Origin of the sequence: Rhizobium cerradonense, assembly GCF_030182455.1 — a bacterium.
Taxonomy (GTDB): domain Bacteria; phylum Pseudomonadota; class Alphaproteobacteria; order Rhizobiales; family Rhizobiaceae; genus Rhizobium.
Window position 1 is genome coordinate 55,832 of the sequence record NZ_JAQJCK010000020.1, and the last position, 21,106, is coordinate 76,937.

The 21,106-nt window shown below is 58.3% G+C and carries 19 protein-coding genes and 1 riboswitch; of the genes, 9 read left to right on the forward strand and 10 right to left on the reverse strand.

From position 1 onward, the window contains the following. Positions 1-285: 285 nt before the first annotated feature. Positions 286-1,296: a LacI family DNA-binding transcriptional regulator gene (locus PH547_RS28735; protein ID WP_285170079.1), complete on the forward strand. Its 1,011-nt coding sequence runs from the start codon at positions 286-288 to the stop codon at positions 1,294-1,296. Between the two features lie 115 nt (positions 1,297-1,411). Here PH547_RS28735 and PH547_RS28740 read toward each other — a convergent pair whose 3' ends face one another. From PH547_RS28740 to PH547_RS28770, 7 genes are all read right to left on the reverse strand, one after another. Beyond that, positions 1,412-2,311 (reverse strand): carbohydrate ABC transporter permease, encoded by a 900-nt coding sequence (locus PH547_RS28740; protein WP_104827446.1) that lies wholly within the window; start codon positions 2,309-2,311, stop codon positions 1,412-1,414. A gap of 15 nt (positions 2,312-2,326) precedes the next feature. Further along, a complete protein-coding gene (locus tag PH547_RS28745) occupies positions 2,327-3,262 on the reverse strand; it encodes a carbohydrate ABC transporter permease (protein ID WP_285170080.1) in 936 nt (311 codons plus the stop codon). A gap of 66 nt (positions 3,263-3,328) precedes the next feature. Continuing rightward, complete coding sequence (locus tag PH547_RS28750) at positions 3,329-4,642, reverse strand: ABC transporter substrate-binding protein (protein ID WP_285170081.1); 1,314 nt, start codon at positions 4,640-4,642, stop codon at positions 3,329-3,331. Positions 4,643-4,795: 153 nt separating this feature from the next. Beyond that, the gene (locus PH547_RS28755) at positions 4,796-5,863 is read right to left on the reverse strand and encodes an ABC transporter ATP-binding protein (RefSeq protein WP_104827449.1); all 1,068 of its coding nucleotides are present in this window, start codon (positions 5,861-5,863) and stop codon (positions 4,796-4,798) included. 100 nt (positions 5,864-5,963) lie between these two features. Continuing rightward, positions 5,964-6,740: an SDR family oxidoreductase gene (locus PH547_RS28760; RefSeq protein ID WP_285170082.1), complete on the reverse strand. Its 777-nt coding sequence runs from the start codon at positions 6,738-6,740 to the stop codon at positions 5,964-5,966. A 1-nt stretch (position 6,741) separates the two neighbouring features. Next, a complete protein-coding gene (denD, locus tag PH547_RS28765) occupies positions 6,742-7,725 on the reverse strand; it encodes a D-erythronate dehydrogenase (RefSeq protein WP_285170083.1) in 984 nt (327 codons plus the stop codon). Between the two features lie 29 nt (positions 7,726-7,754). After that, positions 7,755-8,507 carry a FadR/GntR family transcriptional regulator gene (locus PH547_RS28770; protein WP_104827452.1) on the reverse strand — a complete coding sequence of 251 codons (753 nt, stop codon included), beginning with the start codon at positions 8,505-8,507 and terminating at the stop codon, positions 7,755-7,757. A gap of 199 nt (positions 8,508-8,706) precedes the next feature. Further along, a riboswitch (TPP riboswitch) is annotated at positions 8,707-8,839 on the forward strand. A gap of 92 nt (positions 8,840-8,931) precedes the next feature. Between PH547_RS28770 and thiC the strand changes: the two genes are divergently transcribed. Genes thiC through PH547_RS28795 form a run of 5 tightly spaced genes read left to right on the forward strand, consistent with a single transcriptional unit; the run spans position 8,932 to position 13,330 of the window. Next, on the forward strand, positions 8,932-10,758 hold the full coding sequence (thiC, locus tag PH547_RS28775; RefSeq protein WP_285170084.1) for a phosphomethylpyrimidine synthase ThiC: 1,827 nt from the start codon (positions 8,932-8,934) through the stop codon (positions 10,756-10,758). Between the two features lies 1 nt (position 10,759). Further along, positions 10,760-11,740, forward strand: a complete 981-nt coding sequence (gene thiO / locus PH547_RS28780) for a glycine oxidase ThiO (protein WP_285170085.1) — start codon at positions 10,760-10,762, stop codon at positions 11,738-11,740. Beyond that, on the forward strand, positions 11,731-11,928 hold the full coding sequence (gene thiS / locus PH547_RS28785; RefSeq protein WP_283052375.1) for a sulfur carrier protein ThiS: 198 nt from the start codon (positions 11,731-11,733) through the stop codon (positions 11,926-11,928). The genes thiO and thiS overlap by 10 nt, the downstream gene beginning before the upstream one ends. 2 nt (positions 11,929-11,930) lie before the next feature. Continuing rightward, complete coding sequence (locus PH547_RS28790) at positions 11,931-12,704, forward strand: thiazole synthase (RefSeq protein ID WP_285170086.1); 774 nt, start codon at positions 11,931-11,933, stop codon at positions 12,702-12,704. Beyond that, positions 12,701-13,330, forward strand: a complete 630-nt coding sequence (locus PH547_RS28795; RefSeq protein ID WP_285170087.1) for a thiamine phosphate synthase — start codon at positions 12,701-12,703, stop codon at positions 13,328-13,330. The genes PH547_RS28790 and PH547_RS28795 overlap by 4 nt, the downstream gene beginning before the upstream one ends. Positions 13,331-13,425: 95 nt before the next feature. On the opposite strand, the gene PH547_RS28800 is transcribed toward PH547_RS28795, so the two are convergent. Together PH547_RS28800 and PH547_RS28805 are read right to left on the reverse strand one after the other, a co-directional pair. After that, entirely contained in the window at positions 13,426-14,418 is a 993-nt protein-coding gene (locus PH547_RS28800; RefSeq protein WP_285170088.1) for an alpha/beta hydrolase family protein, read from the reverse strand. A gap of 142 nt (positions 14,419-14,560) precedes the next feature. Next, entirely contained in the window at positions 14,561-15,232 is a 672-nt protein-coding gene (locus PH547_RS28805; protein ID WP_285170089.1) for an ATP-dependent Clp protease proteolytic subunit, read from the reverse strand. 238 nt (positions 15,233-15,470) lie between these two features. Between PH547_RS28805 and PH547_RS28810 the strand changes: the two genes are divergently transcribed. The 3 genes from PH547_RS28810 (at position 15,471) to PH547_RS28820 (ending at position 20,030) form a co-directional block, all read left to right on the forward strand. Next, on the forward strand, positions 15,471-17,732 hold the full coding sequence (locus tag PH547_RS28810; RefSeq protein WP_285170090.1) for a bifunctional diguanylate cyclase/phosphodiesterase: 2,262 nt from the start codon (positions 15,471-15,473) through the stop codon (positions 17,730-17,732). A gap of 224 nt (positions 17,733-17,956) precedes the next feature. Further along, on the forward strand, positions 17,957-18,859 hold the full coding sequence (locus PH547_RS28815; RefSeq protein WP_285170091.1) for an alpha/beta hydrolase: 903 nt from the start codon (positions 17,957-17,959) through the stop codon (positions 18,857-18,859). A 235-nt stretch (positions 18,860-19,094) separates the two neighbouring features. Beyond that, on the forward strand, positions 19,095-20,030 hold the full coding sequence (locus tag PH547_RS28820) for a sensor domain-containing diguanylate cyclase (RefSeq protein WP_285170092.1): 936 nt from the start codon (positions 19,095-19,097) through the stop codon (positions 20,028-20,030). Positions 20,031-20,059: 29 nt separating this feature from the next. Here PH547_RS28820 and PH547_RS28825 read toward each other — a convergent pair whose 3' ends face one another. Then, complete coding sequence (locus PH547_RS28825; RefSeq protein WP_285170093.1) at positions 20,060-21,055, reverse strand: aldo/keto reductase; 996 nt, start codon at positions 21,053-21,055, stop codon at positions 20,060-20,062. Positions 21,056-21,106 lie beyond the last annotated feature (51 nt).

The window sequence follows — 21,106 nt, forward strand, 5'->3', positions numbered from 1 at the left end:
CAATGAACCGTTTCCAACATCTATTGGGTAGCAATGGCCATAAGTGTTGTCAAGACGTTGATGGAGAGCCTAAACCGGTTGAAATTTGAAATAATTATTGCTTGCAGATATGCGCTACGATGAACCGTTTCCATTGAGTGCGCATTTGCCTTATGCTATGGAGCTTAAGCGGCACAAAATTGAGATGTGCCCTTTGACTGAGACGATAGAGACCATTAGCTGGAAGCCCGGATCGGGCGCCTTTCGGTGTTCGGAAGGCGAAGATGAAGGACATGTGCTTCTGTTATGTCAAAGGTCGGAATTCGAGACGTTGCCAAGCTCGCGGGAGTTTCCACCGGAACCGTTTCAAGGGTTTTGAACGATCACCCCTCCGTGACGGATGAATTGAGAGCGCGTGTCAGGCGCATCATCGAAGAACTCGGCTATATGCCCGACCCGTCTGCAAGAAGCATGCGCAGCAAGGTCAGCCGCCTCATCGGCATCGTTATTCCGGACCTGACCAACCCCTTCTTCTCGGAACTTGTGCAATCCGCCGAACAAGCGGCGGCAGGTCATGGCTATAACATCATTGTCATGACCTCCCTTGACCACGCGGCCAAGGAGGCAGACCGCATCGGGCAACTGATGAGCCGGAAGGTGGATGGCATCATCCTCGTTCCCAGCATCGATTTCCACACGATCAAGCTGCCGAAGGGATTGCCGATCGTCGTCGTCGACCGCCTTATGCCAGGATATTCCGGCATCGCCTCCGATCACCGCCATGGAGTCCGTCTCGGCGTCGAACATCTTCTGAAGCTCGGCCATCGCCGCATCGGCTTCATTTCGGGGCCCAAACACTCCGTACCAGCCAATGATCGCCTCAAGGGCTACCTCGACGCAATGGGGCAGTCCGATGATGGCAAGCAAATACAAGGATCGTCGCTCATAGCCGAGGCGGCTTTCGACTATGAAAGCGGTCGATCAGCAGGAAACTACCTGCTTGCACGCGCGCGCTACGAGCGCCCGACCGCCATCTTTGCAAGCTCGGATCAGCAGGCGATCGGCTGCATGAGAGCGGCACATGATTTGGGAATCCCGATACCCGCAGCCCTTTCCATCGTAGGCTTCGACGGCATCCCGCTCTCCAGCATGACAACGCCGCGCCTGACAACGGTCAAACAGCCGATTCAGAAGATGGCGGCAGCGGCGGTCGCGGTCCTGTTGAACAAGCAGCCTACGCCTGGCCTCGACCATCCAATCCTGCTCGCTTGCGAGCTGTCGGAGGGAGAAACGACCTCTCCACCCCAACCCGATTAAAACGGCGTACACGTAGTCCAATGCGCTCTATCGGGACTGCGCCTGCCGGTGCATCCCTGTCTTTTGTACAGCTCAATCCAAGTTGGCTGTCGCGAAAGAGACAGCCGCTCTCCCATTATTCTTTCACAGCACCAGTCATCGACGAAACGTAGTAGTCGACGAAGAAGGAGTAGAGGATGACGACCGGCAATGAACCGAATAGAGCGCCGGCCATGAGCGAACCCCACTCGAAAACGTCGCCGCGCACCAACTCCGTCAGAACACCAACCGGGATGGTTTTGTTTTCCGACGATTGGATGAAGGTGAGCGCGTAGATGAATTCGTTCCAGGAGAGAGTGAAGGCGAAGATCCCGGCCGATATCAGCCCAGGCACCGCCAGCGGGAGGATAATTTTGACAAGGATCTGCCAGCGGCTGGCGCCATCGACCAGCGCACTTTCTTCCAGTTCGAAGGGTATCGATCTGAAATAGCCCATCAAGAGCCAGGTGCAGAACGGGATAAGAAACGTCGGGTAGGTGAAGATGAGCGCCAGCCTGGAATCGTAGATCCCGAGCTTGAAGACAATAAAGGCCAAAGGAATGAAGAGGATCGAAGGCGGGACGAGGTAGGCCAGGAAGATCAGCAAGCCGATCGAACGCGAGCCGGTAAAGCGCACGCGCTCGATTGCATAGGCGCCGAAGATTGAGGCTAAGAGCGACAGCGCAGTCGATCCGACCGCCACCAATATCGTGTTCCATAGCCAGCCCGGATACGACGTTTCAAAGAACAGGTACTTGATGTGATCGAGTGTCGGCCCCACCACCCAGAAGGGGCTGTAGTTATTGTAGTCGGTCAACTGTGCGTTCGGCTTGATGGCCGTGATCGCCATCCAGTAGAAGGGAAACAGAAGCACGAAGACGAAGACCGCCATCGGCAGATAAAGCATGACGATGCGTCGAGGCAGGCGGTTGAGATAGCCCATGCCTTCGACATTATCGGTGAGTACCGGATTGGCGGTGTTGGCTTTGGTGTTCATGAGGTTCTCCCGATCTCAGTCCTGTCCGCCTTGCTGCCATTTGCGGCGCTGCAGACCAAAGAAGCTGAACATGATGGCGGCAAGCAGGAAGGGAATCATGGCAACCGCGATTGCCGCCCCCTCGCCGAGCTGCCCTCCGGGGATGCCGCGCTGGAAGGAAAGCGTCGCCATCAGATGCGTCGCGTTGACCGGCCCGCCCTTGGTCAGCACATAGATGAGCTGGAAATCCGTGAACGTGAACAGTACCGAAAACGTCATCACCACGGCGATGATCGGCGTAAGCATCGGCAGCGTTACGTAACGGAAGCGCTGCCAACTCGTGGCCCCATCCAGGGATGCCGCCTCCTGAAGCGAAGCGGGAATGGTCTGCAGACCGGCAAGCAGGGAAATCGCCACGAAAGGGATACCGCGCCAGACATTGGCGACGATGACCGAGATGCGCGCATTGATCGGATCGCCGAGGAAATTGATCGGGCCATGGATCAGGCCGATCTTCATCAGAGACCACGAGATAATGGAAAATTGAGAATCGTAGATCCACCAGAATGCCAATCCTGACAGCACCGTTGGAATGACCCAGGGCAGCAGCACGATCGCCCGGAAAAACGACTTGAATGGCAGATGCTGATTGAGAAGCAGCGCCAGCCAGAGGCCGAGCACGAATTTCAGGACAGAGGCTACGAAGGTGTAAAGCAAGGTATTGAAGACCGTCAGCCAGAAGACGGAGTCATGGGCCAGGAATTGATAATTCTCCAGTCCGATGAAACTCCCGGCACGCCCGATCCGCGTGTCCGTGAAACCGAGCCAGACGCCGAGCCCCAGCGGATAGGTAAGAAAACAAATCAGAAAGATGGCCGCCGGCAACATGAAGAGGAAGCCGAGCATATTGTTGTTTTGCATGAGCGATCTGATCGGGCTGCGCGTGATATCCCCGGATGGCACAGTCGACATGATATTATCTCCTGATGGACAGTCGCAGCATGCCGTTGCCGGCACGCTGCAGATCTTCGCGAAGGATCAAACCTTGTAGTAGCGGTTCGCCCGGCGCTCGGCCTCTTTCATCGCATCCTCCGGCGACATCTGGCCGGTTACGGCGGCGGCGAACATGTCGACGAGCACGTAATCGGCCATCACACCTGCCGAAGCATAGCCCAGAGGACCGGCATAGCCGTTCGGGCGCAGCGTTTCCGAGGCGCGGGCATAGGGTGCGTGGACCGGATCGGCAGTCCAGACGGGGTTGTTGGCAAAGGCCTTCAAGGGTTGGCAGCAATAGGCGCTCGACCCTTGGATCCAGGCGTTCATCTGATCGCCTTCCATCATGAACTTGATATAGGCCTTGGCGGCTTCCGGATATTTGGTATGGCTGAACAGAACCAACGAGCTTGTTTGGTGCAGCTCGACGCTCTTGCCGACCGGGCCGATCGGGAAGTTTGTGGTTCTGATATCGGCGGCGATCTCGGCGAGCTTCGGGTCCTTCTTCGCCGCATAATAGACCGATACGCCGTTTGCGATCAGCGATACCTGCCCGGCAAGGAAGGCGCGGTTGTTGTTGATGTCCTGCCAGCTTTCCGTACCGGGAATGAAGGTCGCATAGAGATCCATCGCATAGTGGATGGCCGCCAGCGTTTCAGGGCTGTTGATAGTCACCTTGCCGCCTTCGTCCACCATCTTGCCGCCATGGCTCCAAAGCAGCCAATGGGCATAATTGTTGCCATCGCCCACGGCCTTGCCGTGCGGGAAGCCGGCCGGCGTGCCTTTCGCCTTCATTGCCTTGCAAAGCTCCAGGAACCCCGCGGTATCCTTGGGGAATTCGCTGAAGCCCGCCGCCTTTACGTGGCTGTCGCGATAAACGACGGCATTGCCGATCGCCGTCAACGGCATGGCGATGAACTTGTCGCCGCGGGTTGCGTAACCGCGCACGCCGTCATACCAGCCGCCGTATTTATTGCCGAGATAGTTGCCGAGTTCGGTCAGGTCGACGAGTTTGTCAGGATACTGATGAGCATCGTCGAACCAGCACATCACCATGTCGGGACCGGAACCGACATTGGCGGCGACAGCGGCCTTCGGTCGGATGTCTTCCCAGCTTTCCTTGTCGACACGAACCTCGACGCCCGTTGCCTCCGTGAACTTCTTGGTATTGGCAAGCCAGGCATCCTCGTCGCCCTTGACGAAGGGTGTCCAGCGAAGAAGCCTGAGACTTGCGCCCTTTTCGGGCGTGTAGCTGGGTTCGGTCTGGGCGAAAGATGGGCGAATGCCGAGCGGCGCAAGGCCAGCGATGCCGGCCGCGGCCGCGGATGCGGCAAGAAAGTCACGTCTCTTGAATGTCATGATACTCCTCCTTTGAAAACGGGAGCAAATCCCCCCGGCGCCCACCTTCCCGTGTGGTGGACGACGACCATCGCATCCGACCTTGCCGGATATTTCCGCACCGACGGGCGAGCAGGAAAACTCCTCTTTTTCCTGCTTCCCGCCGAAGCGGTATCAGATCGTCAATCTCCGACCGCTTTCGGCGTCGAATAGATGGACATGCGGCGCGTCGATGGAAACGCGCAGCGTATCGCCGGGTCGGGCATTGATCCGTTCCCGGAAGATGCAGTTGACATCACTGCCGCCAAACCTGACGGTCATCTGCGTTTCATACCCGGTAGGCTCGATCACGATGATTTCCGCCGGCAGACCGTTGGCGTCGAGCGCGATGTATTCCGGGCGCAGCCCATAGACGAGATCCCGGCCCTTTGCGCCAGCGGGCGGATTTGCCACCGGCAGGACAGTTCCGTCCGACGCGATGAACCGGCTGCCATTCTCCGCATCGAGGCGGCCTTTGATCATGTTCATCGCCGGCGAACCGATGAAGCCCGCGACGAAAAGATTGGCAGGCGTGTCGTAGAGATCCAGCGGCTTTCCCACCTGCTCGACGACGCCGTCATGCATGACGACGATCTTGTCGGCCATCGTCATGGCCTCGATCTGATCATGCGTGACGTAAACGGTCGTGGTGCCGAGACGTTGATGAAGCTCCTTGATCTCCGCGCGCATGGCGACCCGGAGCTTGGCATCGAGGTTAGAAAGCGGTTCGTCGAAAAGGAAGACCTGCGGATCGCGCACGATCGCCCGGCCCATGGCGACACGCTGGCGCTGGCCGCCGGAAAGCTGGCGGGGATAGCGGTCGAGAAGTTTGGTAAGGCCCAGGATTTCCGCAGCCTTCTTGACACGCATATCCATGTCGGCTTTCGGCGCGCGCTTAAGCATCAGCGAGAAAGCCATGTTCTGCGCCACCGACATATGCGGATAGAGCGCATAATTCTGAAAGACCATGGCTATGTCGCGGTCACCCGGCGCTACACCGTTGACGGCACGATTGCCGATACGGATCTCGCCGGCGGAAATGTTTTCGAGGCCGGCAAGCATTCTCAGAAGCGTGGATTTTCCGCATCCGGACGGTCCGACCAAGATCACGAACTCCCCGTCGGCAATCTCAATGTTCACACCCTTGATAACCGGGAACGCCCCGAATGATTTCCTGACATCGACAAACTCGACACCTGCCATAAAAGTCCCTCCCAGAACTTGTCACTTTCTTGGCTCTGCCGGTCATCTCCTCCTCCGAGACATTCACCGCCAGAACGCCAACCAATTCAATTTCGACGTCCTATCCCCTTCCGACGAGCGGCATCTTTGTCGCCATCACGGTCATGGTCAGGACGTTTGCCTCCAACGGAAGGCTTGCCATGTAGACGACCGCGCGAGCGACATGCTCGGCGGAAATCGTCGGTTCGGTGGCAATTTCTCCATTCGCCTGCAGCACACCGGAACTCATTCTCGCGGTCATGTCCGTTGCGGCATTACCGATATCGATCTGGCCGCAAGCGATATCGAATGGGCGTCCGTCGAGCGCGGTCGATTTCGTAAGGCCGGTGATCGCATGCTTGGTCGCGGTATAAGGGGCGGAATTTGGCCGGGGCGTTGTCGCCGAAATCGACCCGTTGTTGATGATGCGGCCGCCGTGAGGCACCTGCGACTTCATCAGTTTGAAAGCCTGTTGCGTGCAAAGAAACGCGCCGGTGAGGTTGGCCGCCACCACGCCGTTCCACTGGTCGAAGGTGAGCTCTTCGAGCGGTATCGCAGGCGCACCGCTGCCGGCATTGTTGACGAGAAGATCGAGCCGGCCGAATTCGGATTTGATCTTGCCGAAGAGGTCAGCGACCTGTTCAGGAGCCCCGATATCGCAGGCAATCGCCCGCATCGTGCCGCCAGTCTCGGCGGCGAGTTCGCTGGCTGCCTTTTCCAGCACATCATGACGGCGCCCGGTGAGGACAACGGTATAACCTTCCGCGCTCAGCGCTTTGGCGATGCTGCGGCCGATGCCGGTACCTCCGCCGGTGACAAGGGCGATCTGCGTTTTTGGTGCGATTGCGGGCTGCGCCATCTCAGATTTTCCCTCCAAGTTCATCATCGATGTGGATCCTTATGATCTCATCGAAATTGGTTTCCGCCCTGAAGCCGAGTGCCGTTGCGCGCCGCGCATCGAAATCCGTCGCCCATCCGGAAACAATCGAGCGGATTGTGGGGTCGATCTCACGGCGGATGAGCTTGACCGCCTTTTCGCCGGCAACGCGGCGCAGAGCCTCGATCTCCTCGCCAACAAGCGCGGACAGTCCGGGCATGGTGAGATTTCGGCGCGGCCCGATCTTGCTGCTGTCGATGCGTGCGGCATGGATGAAGAAGCCGACTGCGGAACGTGGGCTGGCAAACCAGTGTCGGACATTCTCGTCCACCGGCAGCACGGCTTCCTGATTGACAAGAGGCTCGCGCAGAATGTTCGAGAAGAAGCCAGAGGCCGCCTTGTTCGGCTTGCCGGGGCGGATGCAGATTGTTGGAAGGCGAATGCCGATGCCGTCGAAGATGCCGCGCCTCGAATAATCGGCAAGCAGCAGTTCGCAGATCGCCTTCTGCGTACCGTAGCTCGTCAGAGGGGTCGTGAAGAAATCATCGCCGATCTTCTCCGGAAAGGGTTGGCCGAAAACAGCGATCGACGAGGCAAAGATGACGCGGGGGTTATAGGGCTCCTTCAGCCCCTCGTGCCGGATGGCCTCGAAGAGCGAGCGCGTGCCATCGAGATTGGTGTGGTAGCCCTTATCGAAATCCGCCTCGGCCTCGCCGGATACGATCGCCGCCAGATGAAAGATCATATCCGGCCGCAAGCCGGAAAGCTTGGTGGCACTCGCGGGATCAGAAAGATCGGCCGTCATCGCCGTGGAAACGGATACAAGCGCGGCCGGAACCGGCGGCGGAACAACGTCGACAAGCGTCAACCTGTCGATCCCGCGGCCAAGCACATCTGCCTGCAGACCAATCTTCTCCACCAGCTTGCGGCCGATCATGCCAGCCGCCCCGATAACCATCACATGCATATCAGCCAGATCTCCTCATGCTCAGCGGCTCAAACCGTATTGCCGGTATTGCCGGTCGCCAGCAGAACCTTGGTCGTTTCGTAAATACGCGTCAGATGATGCCGGAACGCGTCGACGACGGCATCGCGGTCATGCCGTGCGAGAGCCTCGTAGATCGATAGATGATCGTCGTAGCTCGCTTCGATAGCGCCCGGCTTGGACATAGCGTTGCGGCGGTAATTCATCATGTAGGTGTATAGGTCAGTGACAAAGTCGGCGAGCAGCGGGTTTCCACCGGCGCGATAGATCGCAACGTGGAATTCGCGGTCGCAAATGAGGAAACGCATCACATCGTCTCCGCCAAGCCGCTGCGCCTCCAGAAGAGCCTGCAACTTTGCCAGCGTCGCATCGTCGATCCGTTCGGCAGCGTCGCCGACGACCTTGAGCTCGACATGGAGACGGGCCGCGTGAACCGACTCCAGATCGTAGCTGTCGATTGCATTGGGGGAGGCGATTGTCACCGTGATGTGGCTGAGGTCGACCTTGCAAACGCGGCTGCGGCTGCCATGCGAAACCGCGATGATACCCTGCGCGGCCAGGGTCTGGATGGCGCCGCGCACCGTTTCGCGGCTGACATGGAGAACGCTTGCCAGTTCGCGCTCGCCCGGCAACTCGTCGCCCGGCCGCAACATGTTGGTTGCTATCAGGACCATCAGCTTCTGAGCGATAACGTCACGCGCCGTCCGGCGGGCGAGACCACGCGCGATATTCGGCACCTCGGTTAAGATCGGACTTTCGTCCATCGCACCCTCCGGTCCACTGGTTGGTCCAGCAGATCAGTTTATTAAGAATGGTTGAGCAAATCAGTCAAGCCAATTTCCTCCTGTAACCGCCAATACGGACATCTTTCATCAGCCAGGCTCGGGACAGAGATATCGCTCGACGCCCGAGCCGCAATGAGAGCAAGCTTGACATCATCAGCAGCGGCCCTTTACGATCACCGACATTCACCAGGGGGGTCCCGGCAAGGGGCTGAGATACTGCTGAACAATACGGCTTTGCCGATTGTGGGCGCAGTGACCCGTTGAACCTGATCCAGTTCATACTGGCGTAGGGACGGTGCAAGCGCTCGAAGGCTTTGGATTCATGCGTGGAATCCGTGCCGGCGTCTTTCCATCATTCCGGCTGATTGACTGGGTCTCCAACTGCAATTTGGAGCCTCAAACCATGACCATTGCCGCAAAGAATCTTACCCCGACCGTCACGACTGGCCCGATGCCGGCATCGCGGAAGATCCATATTTCTGGAGATATCCATAGCGATATCCGCGTACCGATGCGCGAGATCAGCGTCCATCCGACCGCAGGCGAGCCGCCTGTCGTCGTCTATGATTCCTCCGGTCCCTACACGATAGAGGGCGCCGAGATCCGCATCGAGCAGGGCCTGCCCCAACTGCGCCGTGACTGGGTGCTCGCCCGCGGCGATGTCGAATCCTATGTGGGCCGCCATGTCCGCCCCGAGGACAACGGCTTTGTCAGCGGCGAACGGCTCACACCGGAATTCCCAGGGCGACGCCGGCCGCTACGTGCCAGGGACGGTAAAGCCGTCACCCAGCTCGCTTATGCACGGGCCGGCATCATTACGCCGGAGATGGAGTTCATCGCCATTCGCGAAAACCTCGGCCGCAAGGCCAACGCCGAAGCACTGATTCGCGACGGCGAGAGCTTCGGCGCTCATATTCCGGATCATGTCACGCCGGAATTCGTCCGCCAGGAAGTCGCCGCCGGCCGGGCGATTATCCCCGCCAACATCAATCACCCCGAAAGCGAACCGATGATCATCGGCCGGAATTTTCTGGTGAAGATCAACGCCAATATCGGCAACTCCGCCGTCACGTCATCGATGGCGGAGGAAGTCGAGAAGATGGTCTGGGCTGCCCGATGGGGCGCCGATACCGTCATGGACCTTTCGACCGGCCGCAACATCCACAATATCCGAGAATGGATCATCCGCAATTCGCCGCTGCCGATCGGCACGGTGCCGCTGTATCAGGCGCTGGAAAAGGTCGGCGGCATCGCCGAAGACCTCACCTGGGAAATCTATCGCGATACGCTGATCGAGCAGGCCGAACAGGGCGTCGATTATTTCACTATCCATGCCGGCGTACGGCTGCATTACATCCCACTCACCGTCAATCGCGTGACCGGCATCGTCTCGCGCGGCGGCTCGATCATGGCCAAGTGGTGTCTTCACCATCATCGCGAGAGCTTCCTCTACGAACATTTCGAGGAAATCTGCGATATCTGCCGCGCCTATGACGTCTCCTTCTCGCTCGGCGACGGCCTGCGCCCCGGCTCGATCGCCGATGCCAACGACGCGGCGCAATTTGCCGAACTCGAAACGCTCGGCGAGCTAACGAAGATCGCCTGGGCGAAGGATTGCCAGGTGATGATCGAGGGCCCCGGCCACGTGCCGATGCACAAGATCAAGGAAAACATGGACAAGCAGCTCGCCGTTTGTGGCGAGGCGCCTTTCTATACGCTCGGGCCGCTGACGACCGATATCGCGCCGGGCTATGACCACATCACCTCGGGCATCGGCGCTGCCATGATCGGCTGGTTCGGCACGGCGATGCTCTGCTACGTCACGCCGAAGGAACATCTTGGCCTGCCCGATCGCAATGACGTCAAAACAGGTGTCATCACCTACAAGATCGCCGCCCATGCTGCCGATCTTGCCAAGGGGCACCCGGCCGCGCAGGTGCGCGACGATGCATTGTCGCGCGCCCGCTTCGAGTTCCGTTGGGAAGATCAGTTCAACCTGTCGCTCGATCCCGACACCGCCCGCAGCTTCCATGACGAAACCTTGCCAAAGGAAGCCCACAAGGTTGCGCATTTCTGCTCGATGTGCGGCCCGAAATTCTGCTCCATGCGGATTTCGCACGACATCCGCGCCGAAGCGCAGAAGGAAGGGCTGGACGCGATGGCGGCGAAATACCGTGAGGGCGGCGATCTCTATATGCCGATCGACACCCCAACCCATAAGGCAGACTGACATGCGTGTCCTTGTGAAGGGGGCCGGCGTCGCCGGCCTCACGGTCGCACGCGAATTGCACGCCCGTGGTGCGAAAGTGATCGTCTTCGACCCGCACCCAAACTTCGCTCGCGCTGCTTCCTGGCTCGCCGGCGGCATGCTCGCGCCTTGGTGCGAGCGCGAAAGCGCGGCTGAGACTGTGCTTAAACGCGGCCTCGATGCCGCCGATCGGTGGGAAGCGATCCTGCCGGGCAAGGTCGTCTGCAACGGAACGCTGGTCGTCGCATCGACCCGCGACCATGGAGAGCTGAGGCGATTTGCCAGCCGCACGACAGGTCATCAATGGGTGGAAGAGGACGACATTGCTTCACTCGAACCCACTCTCGCCACTCGCTTCAGACATGGCCTGTTCTTTCAGCGTGAAGCTCATCTGGATCCTCGCCAGGTGCTGCGTGCGTTGAAGGAGTTGCTGTCGGCAGAGGGCGTCGTCTTTACCGACGAAGATGTGAGCGAAGACGATTTCTCCGATATCGTTGATTGCACAGGTGCTGCCCGCATCGGGCAAAGTCGCGATCTGCGCGGCGTGCGTGGCGAAATGCTCTATCTGCATACGGAGGAGATCACGCTCGCCCGGCCCGTCCGCCTGCTGCATCCACGCTTTCCCGTCTATATCGTCCCCCGCGGCGAGGGTCTGTTTATGGTCGGCGCGACGATGATCGAGACCGAATTCGACGGCCCGATCACTGCGCGCTCGATGATGGAACTGCTGAACGCAGCCTATACGCTGCATCCAGCCTTTGCGGATGCCACTATCGTCGAAACCGGCGCCGGCATCCGCCCTGCCCTCCCCGACAATTTTCCGCGAGTAATGCGGGAAGGCAAGGTCACATACCTCAACGGTCTTTATCGCCACGGTTTTCTGCTGGCGCCGACAATGGCGGCAGAAGCCGCCGATCTCGTCTTTTCCGAACGGACGACGCAAAGGAGTTTCCAATGCACCTGATCATTAATGGCGAAGCGCAGACGATTGCCGCCACGACGCTTTCGCAGCTTTTGGCCGCCCTCGACTACGAAGGCGACTGGCTGGCAACCGCCGTCAACGGCGAACTCGTTCATCGCGAGGATCGCGACGGACATATTCTGGTCGACAACGACAGGATCGAGATCCTGACACCCATGCAAGGAGGCTGACCATGCTCGATCTCTACGGAAGCCAAATCGGGTCGCGACTTCTTCTCGGCACCGCGCGCTATCCCTCGCCAGCAGTCCTCGCCGAAGCGGTCAAGCGATCAGGGACCGAGATCGTCACCGTATCGTTGCGCCGCGAAGCGGTCGGCGGTCGCAACGGTGGCGCATTCTTCGACATGATCCGCGCGCTCGACGTTCGCGTTCTTCCCAACACGGCCGGCTGCCATGGCGTATCGGAGGCGGTGCTGACCGCCAAGATGGCCCGCGAAGTGTTTCGAACCAACTGGATCAAGCTGGAGGTGATCGGCAACCACGATACGCTGCAGCCGGATGTCTTCGCACTCGTCGAGGCGGCGCGCATTCTCACCGGTGAGGGTTTCGAGGTCTTTCCCTATACGACGGACGATCTGGTCGTCGCCGAACGTCTGCTCGAAGCCGGATGCCGGGTGCTGATGCCCTGGTGCGCCCCGATTGGTTCTGCGGCAGGCCCCCTCAATCTTTCCGCACTTCGATCCCTGCGGGCACATTTTCCCGACGTGCCGTTGATCGTGGACGCCGGTATCGGCCGACCTTCGCATGCTGCTGTTGTCATGGAGCTCGGCTTCGATGCCGTACTGCTGAACACCGCGGTTGCCGGCGCCGGCGACCCTGCCGCAATGGCGGAAGCCTTCGCCAAGGCGATCGACGCCGGCAGGCAGGCGTTCGGCGCCGGTATGCTGGAGCCGCGCGACATGGCAGTGCCTTCGACACCCGTAATCGGAAAGGCGGTTTTCGCATGAAGCTCGATCCTTTCTACCTGATCGTCGACAGTGCCGCATGGATCGAAAGGCTGGTGCCACTGGGTGTCAAACTGGTGCAACTGCGCATCAAGGATCGCACTCTGGCCGAGATACGGGCAGACATCCGCCAGGCAAAGGCGGTCTGCGCCGCCCACGAATGCCAGTTGATCATCAATGACTACTGGCAACTTGCCATCGAGGAAGGCTGCGATTTCATCCATCTCGGCCAGGAGGATCTGGCGGTGGCCGATCTTGGCGCCATCCGCGAGGCAGGCTTGAAGCTGGGACTTTCGACGCATGACGAGGCGGAGCTGGCGATCGCGCTGGCGGCGCGTCCGGACTATATCGCGCTCGGTCCGATCTACCCCACCATTCTCAAGGCCATGGCCTGGGCGCCGCAGGGTCTCGACCGCATCGGCGAATGGAAGGCGCGCATCGGCAGCATACCGCTGGTGGCGATCGGCGGGCTGACCGTGGAACGCATTGCCGGCGTCTTCGAGAACGGGGCGGACAGTGCTGCGGTGGTCACGGATATCACCTTGAACAAAGCACCCGAAACGAGAACCATGCAGTGGCTGGGGATGACCGACATCTACCGCTCCAATGTCTGCGCGGACCCGATTTAGATACGAAGAGGCGTCTTTGCTGCAGCGGACGCCCCACTTCTGGCCAGAACTGCTTCAAGAGCATCAACGACCAATTCGGCCATCAGATCGGCCGGTTAGTGCTCCAAGTGCCTCCGGAAGAACGCCAACACCGCGGAATTGAACTCCTTGTGAAAGGCCACTCGGTCGAACCCGGGTCTGTCGCCGCATATGTCCGGACGCTTCTTAGCCAAATCCGGCGTGCAGGGCGTAAGGAAGGCAAAATGACCGGCACCTTGTACGATATGGTAGTCGGGCTTGGCCGGCAGATCGCGATCGATAGCCGAAACAAAGTCAAACGACACTTCACCGCCAGTTCTGTCTTCTCCGCTGTGTTCCGACGCCCAAAGTTGAATCGGGGTTTTCACGTTCTCTAAGCCGTCTGGGCCGAACAATGGACCGAAAGCCGGATCGGCAATGACAAGGGCCTTCACGCGAGGGTCATGCGCGAATGATTGTGTCGGCATCTCGTTTTTCTGCAGTTGTGCGCAACTGGGCTTCGGAGAATTCTCCGGGCAGAGCGCAAGAGCCTTTCGAAGATCGGGAGTGCCGCCTGCAACAACCAAGCCTGTATAGCCACCTCTCGAGAAGCCAAAGAACCCTATATTTTCGGGGTCGAGTTTCGAATGATCGGGCCATGCGGTGAGCATGTAGTCGATCAATCGCGTGATGTCGGCCGGACGCTCCGCGAACGGGGCAAGAGTGTCGGCACGGCTCATATCGCCGCCGGATCCCGCGTCGACTGGATGGTTGAGCGCAACGACAACGAACCCACCATCTGCGAGCATCTCGGCTGTGTCATGGTGGCTGACGAAGGATCCTCCATAGCCATGCGAGATCACGATCAATGGCAGTTTTTCGCCGGACACGGCACAGTTCTCCGTGGCCGGCAGCGTCGTCATGCGAAATTTCACCTCGCCCGCCTCTTCGGCGCAAGGAGACCAGACGGCTGCTTGTAGCATCGGAAGGCCGGGCTCAACCGGCACGCTGATGAAGCGAAGACCGGCAGCCTGGGCGAACGTAGCCATCAAGCAGAACGTGGCCAGGAGCGTGGACTTGAAAAGGCGCATGCATTGCTCCGATCAAGAGATTTGAACTTGCCGTAGACGGCTTCCAGGATGCTGAGAATTCGCCTCTGTTTATGCGGAGCATTGTCTCGCTCAGGTAGCTCCCATACGAACGCCACCCGGCCAAAGAGGCATTTCACCAAGACTACTTGCCGCCGGAGGATTGAACAAAAAACAGCCCATCATGCGGTTGTATGCTCACCTCGCCGATCCGTGTTGCCAGGCCCATATTTAATGCCTCAGGTGCCCTTACAAATCGAAGTTTCGGGCTCAGGAGGTCGGCATATTGCTTGTCGCTGATTGAAAGCCGCCCCTCGAATATTTCCTTCATTCGATCATCATCGATTGCAAGGGCGTTATATCCCTCATTGATTTGATCGGCGGTCAGTTTTTCGCTGCTGAAGGTTTCTTGGCCGGAGTGAAATGCAAAAAGAGATTCTTTATTTGCAATTCTTTCTTTCCCAGCCAGGAATAAAAGAACTGCCGCCGATTCAACATTGGCAATTGCATACGTATTAATTTGAACGTCCATGGAAGACAGTATGTGGTATAGGGCGATGCCCGAAGCGATATTTCCACCCATGGAATTTATCATCAGGTATATTGTGCCATAACCCTTTGATCTGAGATTTATGATGCCGCTCGTAAGATCGAGCGTAGACTTTTCATCAATCGGCTGGGAGAAATACAAATAGGCGGCCGAGCCGCTATTCACATTTTCCTTCTCTTGAGCAAAGACGACGCTGGATTTGAAGGTACCGATAGCTAAGGCAGATAGACCTAAGCAGACATTCCGGCGATTCAACATTACCGACATATCAGACAGCCCTCGAATGGATTAATCACTCCGGTAAGATACGCGGCACTTGCGAGCCTCGGCAACTTCAAGCGAACGACCTTACTTCAAAGTCACGTGATCTCATGCGCTGCAGGATGCCGTCATCACCCGGCAAAAGACCTCGTGTGGAGGGTAAAATTCTTTGCCCTAACCGGTTTAGTGTTGCTTTAAAGAAACTGTGTCAGGGTACAGGCGTGTCCTCTATACCGGCAACCTGATGAAGTTTCGAAGAAATCCAAAGATACTGCGCGGCTTCGCGAGCTCTGTAATAGGCCATACTGGCGCATTTGCTCCGGCAATATTTGCGGCAACTATTGCAGTCATCGTCGTCTGTGTTGCAACGAACTGGCGGCGGGAACGATCGCTGGCCGATGAACGCTCCATTGTTGCCGGCGAGATTGCCACCATTTCATCCCGGCTTCAGACGAACCTCAATAGCAATGTGAAGCTGCTGCAAGGCCTGGCGGCTGGTGTCGCAGTCAATCCAACGATGGACCAAACCGCCTTTTCCAAACTTGCTGCCGAAATCTTGCAGCCCGATTCACAATTGCGAAGCTTCGCCGCGGCGCCTGGCATGGTGGTGAAGTGGGTTTATCCGGAAAAAGGAAACGAAAAGGCCATCGGACTCGACTACCGAAAGAATGAAAAGCAACGCGACGGCGCGATGCTGGCGCGCAACACCCACAATATCGTTCTGACCGGGCCTGTTGAGCTCGTCCAGGGCGGGACTGCTTTCATAGTCAGGTGCCCAGTTTATATCAATGACGGAACAAGTCAGATCTTTTGGGGTCTTCTTTCTGGAATCGTAGATATTCCGAGGCTTTACCAAGATAGCGGCCTTGAATCGACCGACTTTGAGATTGCCATTAGCACCGTACCGGAGCCGAACTTGCCCAAACAAGTTTTTCTCGGCAGCCTGGACACTTTTTCGAAGCAACCGGTCGTGACATTCGTTGATATGACGTATGGCCGATGGACCCTCGCCGCGGTGCCCAAGCACGGATGGGGCCAAAATAGCGGGATTGCCACTTTTGAGCTCTATGCGAGCCTGTTGGCATTCTGTGTCGTTGCACCGATCATCTGGGTCGGCTTTCTGACCAAATCACGCCAAAAAACTATTGAAAAGCTTCGCCTTCACAAGAAAAAGCTCGTTCGAGCACGGCAAAGGCTGGAATACCTGTCGTTGCATGACGCCCTCACAGGGCTTCCTAACAGGCGATTTATCGACCAGATGATCTCGCAACCGACGAGACCGGGTCCGGAAGATTGTCTGATCCTCATTCATATCGACCTGGATCGATTTAAGGAGATCAACGACACGAAAGGTCATGCCGGAGGTGACACGGTGCTACAGGCAACGGCTTCGCGCCTTGCCAATTTGGCCGGCCCGAACGACGTCGCGGCTCGGATCGGCGGAGATGAGTTCATCTTCGCTAGCTGGAGCACCGATGCCGAGCCTAAGGCAAACGCATTGGCGCAACAGATTGTCGATACGCTCGAGCAGCCCCTCTCCATTGATGGGGCGGAGTGTGTGGTGGGTGCAAGCGTTGGCGTCGCCTGGGAGACTGAACCTGCTGCGCGCCGGCGGGACCTCAGTCAATTGCTTCTCAATGCCGATTTGGCCCTGTACGAGGCGAAGAAGACGGGCCGCGGCCGCGCCGCCATTTTCACCGAAGAGCTTCGTAGCGCCACAATCCATTCGAAAGAACTGGCAGACGAATTCAATCATGCGCTCGATCGCGATGAACTGGTCGCATTCTTCCAACCGCAGTTTAACGCAGACACATTGGATATCGTCGGCGTCGAGACACTCGCCCGCTGGGATCACCCGCGAAAAGGTCTGCTCACCCCGGACAAATTTCTTGACGTCGCGGAAAGGCTGGGGCGCAGCGGCGACATGGACAGGCTGATCCTGCAAAAGGCCCTGTTCGAGCTTACAAGATGGGACAGCCTTGGGATGGACATCCCGCGTGTCTCAGTCAATATTTCAGCGCGTCGACTGGCGCAGCCAAATCTGCTTGCCGAGCTTTCCGCACTTCCCTTGGCGAGAGGTCGCCTGTGTTTCGAGCTGCTTGAGACAATCTCCTTCGACGATCTTCAACCTGTTCTCAATGAGATCATTCCCGCTGTCAAAGAGCTTGGGATCGAAATCGAGATTGATGATTTCGGCACCGGACATGCCAGCATCGTCAGCCTACTTAGATTTGAGCCACGAAGGCTTAAAATCGATCGGGAAATTATCAAGCCGATTGTCACATCTCCATCCCAACGCCGTCTGGTCTCCTCAATTATCGAAATCGGCCGATCGCAAAACATCGACATCGTTGCCGAAGGCGTGGAGACCATGGAGCATGCGAAGATCCTGAAAGATCTTGGTTGCCATTTGCTGCAAGGTTACGCGCTAGCACGACCAATGAGCTCGCAGCAGTTGATCGAATTTTGCCGCCCGAAGAATAAAGGACTTACAGAGGCGGGGTAATAACGTCGCAATGACTCAATCAGCGATTACTGCCTGCGACGTTCTTGCAACAGCGCAAACGCGATTCTATTCTGTGACTGGGACCAACGAAGCTTAGACGGCATTCTCAAAGAACGTCCCAAAGCGACAGAACGGCCCGACGAAATAGCGTCCGGCTGCCGCAATCACATCTGCATCGACTGAAATCCAGCAATGATCCGATCCGGGCCTACACGGAGATCAAGATGGCGGACCACCGCGAAATCGATGCTATTCGAACCCTATTAAGTTCCAGGCCCCGCCCCGTCGGATGGGCGGAGCGCCGGCATAGAATCGAGGAAGTCGGTGCCGCCTGGCCGATTGCCGACGATATCGAACTGGAAGAAGTCGAACTGAACGGCTTCTCCGCGGAATGGTCATTGGCGCCGGGCAGCAATGCCGCGCATGTGCTCATGTTCTTCCACGGGGGCGGCTATTGCTCGGGCTCGATCGTCAGCCATCGCCGTTTGCTAACCGAAGCTGGGCGCGCGGCGGGCGCGCGGACGCTCGCCGTCGGCTATCGCCTTGCGCCGGAAAATCCGTTTCCCGCGGCTCTCGACGATGCCATCGCCGCCTGGCGCTTTCTGCGCGGACAGGGCATAAATGCCGAACATATCGCCGTTGGCGGCGATAGCGCCGGCGGCGGCCTGACCGTCTCGCTGATCAATACACTGCGCGCTGCCGGTGAAGCCTTGCCGGCATGTGGCTGGCTGATTTCGCCTTGGACTGATCTGACCATGTCCGGCACGACGCTTGCCACGAAGGATGCGATCGATCCGCTCATTCACAAAGACTATTTGCTTGAGCTCGCCGAGGCCTACGTGCCCCCGCATGTGGACCGCAGGGATCCTCGCGTTTCCCCGCTCTATGCCGATCTGAAGGGAACGCCGTCGCTCCTCATTCAGGTCGGATCGGATGAAAGCCTGCTTGCCGATGCCACAAGATTTGCAGCGGCTGCCGGCGAAGCCGACGTCGAGGTCACACTCGAGATCTGGCCGCGCATGATCCACGCATGGCCGCTATGGAACGCACAGCTCGAAGCAGGACGGCAGGCAATCATACATGCCGGAAACTTCATCCGGCGATGCATCAGCGGAGAGCCAAGATAGCGGGCCGCGGATGCCGCCGATACTTCACCACGCTGGCGCGAGTTACGATGGTCGTTGTGACATCCAACGAAAAAACCACTTCATGGGAGAATGCATGCGAGAACCGAGCGCTCTGACACCTGTCGATGTTACTTAAGCTTGACCTGATCATCGTTCGGCGACAAATAGACCCTGAGGCGCCTGCATACCGTCCGGCTTCATGAAAACACGCACGAGGATTGTCAAAGTCGATCCCATGGATAATGACATCAGCCGACTGTTTGAACTATTCGAGAGCGCCCCTGTTCTCGTAGCTGCCTATGATGAATTCGACCGATTGCGCTACGCGAACAAGGCGTTTCGGACAGCCTTTTTCATAGAGCCCGATGAGACGCCGTTGTGGCCAGATCTGATGCGGCGGAATTTCCATGCGAAACGCGGCACTGTCATCCACGCTGCAGACTTTGAAGAGTGGTTGATCTCTACTCAATCTCGCCGCGGAAAGATCGGCTACAGGGCCTTTGAGACCGATCTCGTCGACGGTCGTTGGCTTTGGATGACGGAGATGGTTCAAAAAGATAGGTGGATGCTGTGTGTCGCCAGCGATGTGACGGGTTTGAAGGCAAAGACGCGCACGGTCCGGCAGGACCGGGATCTGGCGATAAAGGCCTCCTATACCGATGAACTGACCGGTATTGCCAATCGCCGCTTCGTCACCGCCCGTGTCGAAGACATGCTGCAGCCGCGAGCGGACGCCGAGCCATCGTCCGGCTGCCTCTGCGTCCTCGATATCGACCGCTTCAAAAGCATCAACGACCAATTCGGCCATCAGATTGGCGACTTGGTGCTCAGAGACTTCGCAAAGCGGGTTCATAGCCTCGTCCGGCGCACCGATTGCTTCGGACGCATCGGCGGGGAGGAATTCGTGCTCACGCTTCCAGCCACTCCCATCGGCCAGGCACATTTGATCGTCGAACGGATGCTCGTTTCCGTTCGCAAAGCCAGACCGCTGCCGGAGCATCCAGAATTTCAGTACACATTTTCGGCAGGCATAGCGTGCGCGCAGCCGGGTGACACAGCCCTCAGCCTATATGCCCGCGCGGACCGGGCACTTTATATGGCAAAGCTCGGCGGCCGTGATCGAATTCACGCAGATGGTTCAGCGGACGATCGATCCGCCAGCGCGGGATGAAAGCAGGACCTTGTCGCGGCATGACCGGGCTAGAGGCCAGCCAGCGCTTTATCGATTTTCGCCATTACATCTGGCTGCAGCGGTCCCTTCGCGAGGGCACCGGCATTTTCCTCGACCTGGGCCACCGTGCGGAAGCCGGGAATTGGCAGCGTGCGCGACGAGCGCGCCCATAGCCATGCAAGCGCACCCTGCGTCAGCGTGCGGCCGTCTTCGGTCAGCAGATCGCGGACCGCTTCCAGACGGGCGGCAAATTCAGGAGCGATCCTGCCCTCCTTGAAGTAGATCATCCAGCCGAGGCTTGCGCCACGCACATCCTTCTCGCCGACCGTTTTGTCAGGCGTGAACTTGCCGCTGAGCAACCCCATGGCGAGCGGACCGCGATTGATGGAAATCAGGCCATTGCGCTCGATGATATCGATCATCGCCGAAGCCGGCTCGAAAACATTCATCGTATGCTGGATCGACACGAATCCTGCGCGATGCAGATGACGTGCGGCACGATCCGGATGGTCCGTGCTCCAGCCGAAAGCGTCGATCTTGCCTTCGTCCTTGAGCGTTTCCAGCGTTTCAAATACCTCGTCCGACGCTTCGAGCGGAAAATCGTTGAGATGGAACTGCAACAGGTCCAAACGATCGCGGCGCAGCCGGCGCAAGGACGTCTCGGCGGACTGCCGGATGAAGGCCGGGTCGGCGAAAGCGCCGATCGCTTGTTTGGTCTTCTCGTCCGTCGCGGAACCGAATTTGGTCGCGATGACGATATCGCCTCGATTGCCAATCGCCCGACCTAACACCTCTTCGGAATGGCCAGCCCCATAATTCGAGGCGGTATCGAAGAACCGAATGCCAAGATCCACCGCCCGCTCGATAGCGCGGATCGATTCATCGTCATCGACTTCGCCCCAGCCAAGTGGCACGTCGCCGGCATAAAACGGCCCGCCGATCGCCCAGCATCCCATGCCGAGGCGCGGAATCTCGCGGCCATTCCAGAGAACCATTGTGGTAGCATTGTCGGGTTCAGTCAGCATGTCATCCTCCGCGATCGTTTGCCGTTGCGGGTGGAGATAGGGGCAGCGGCC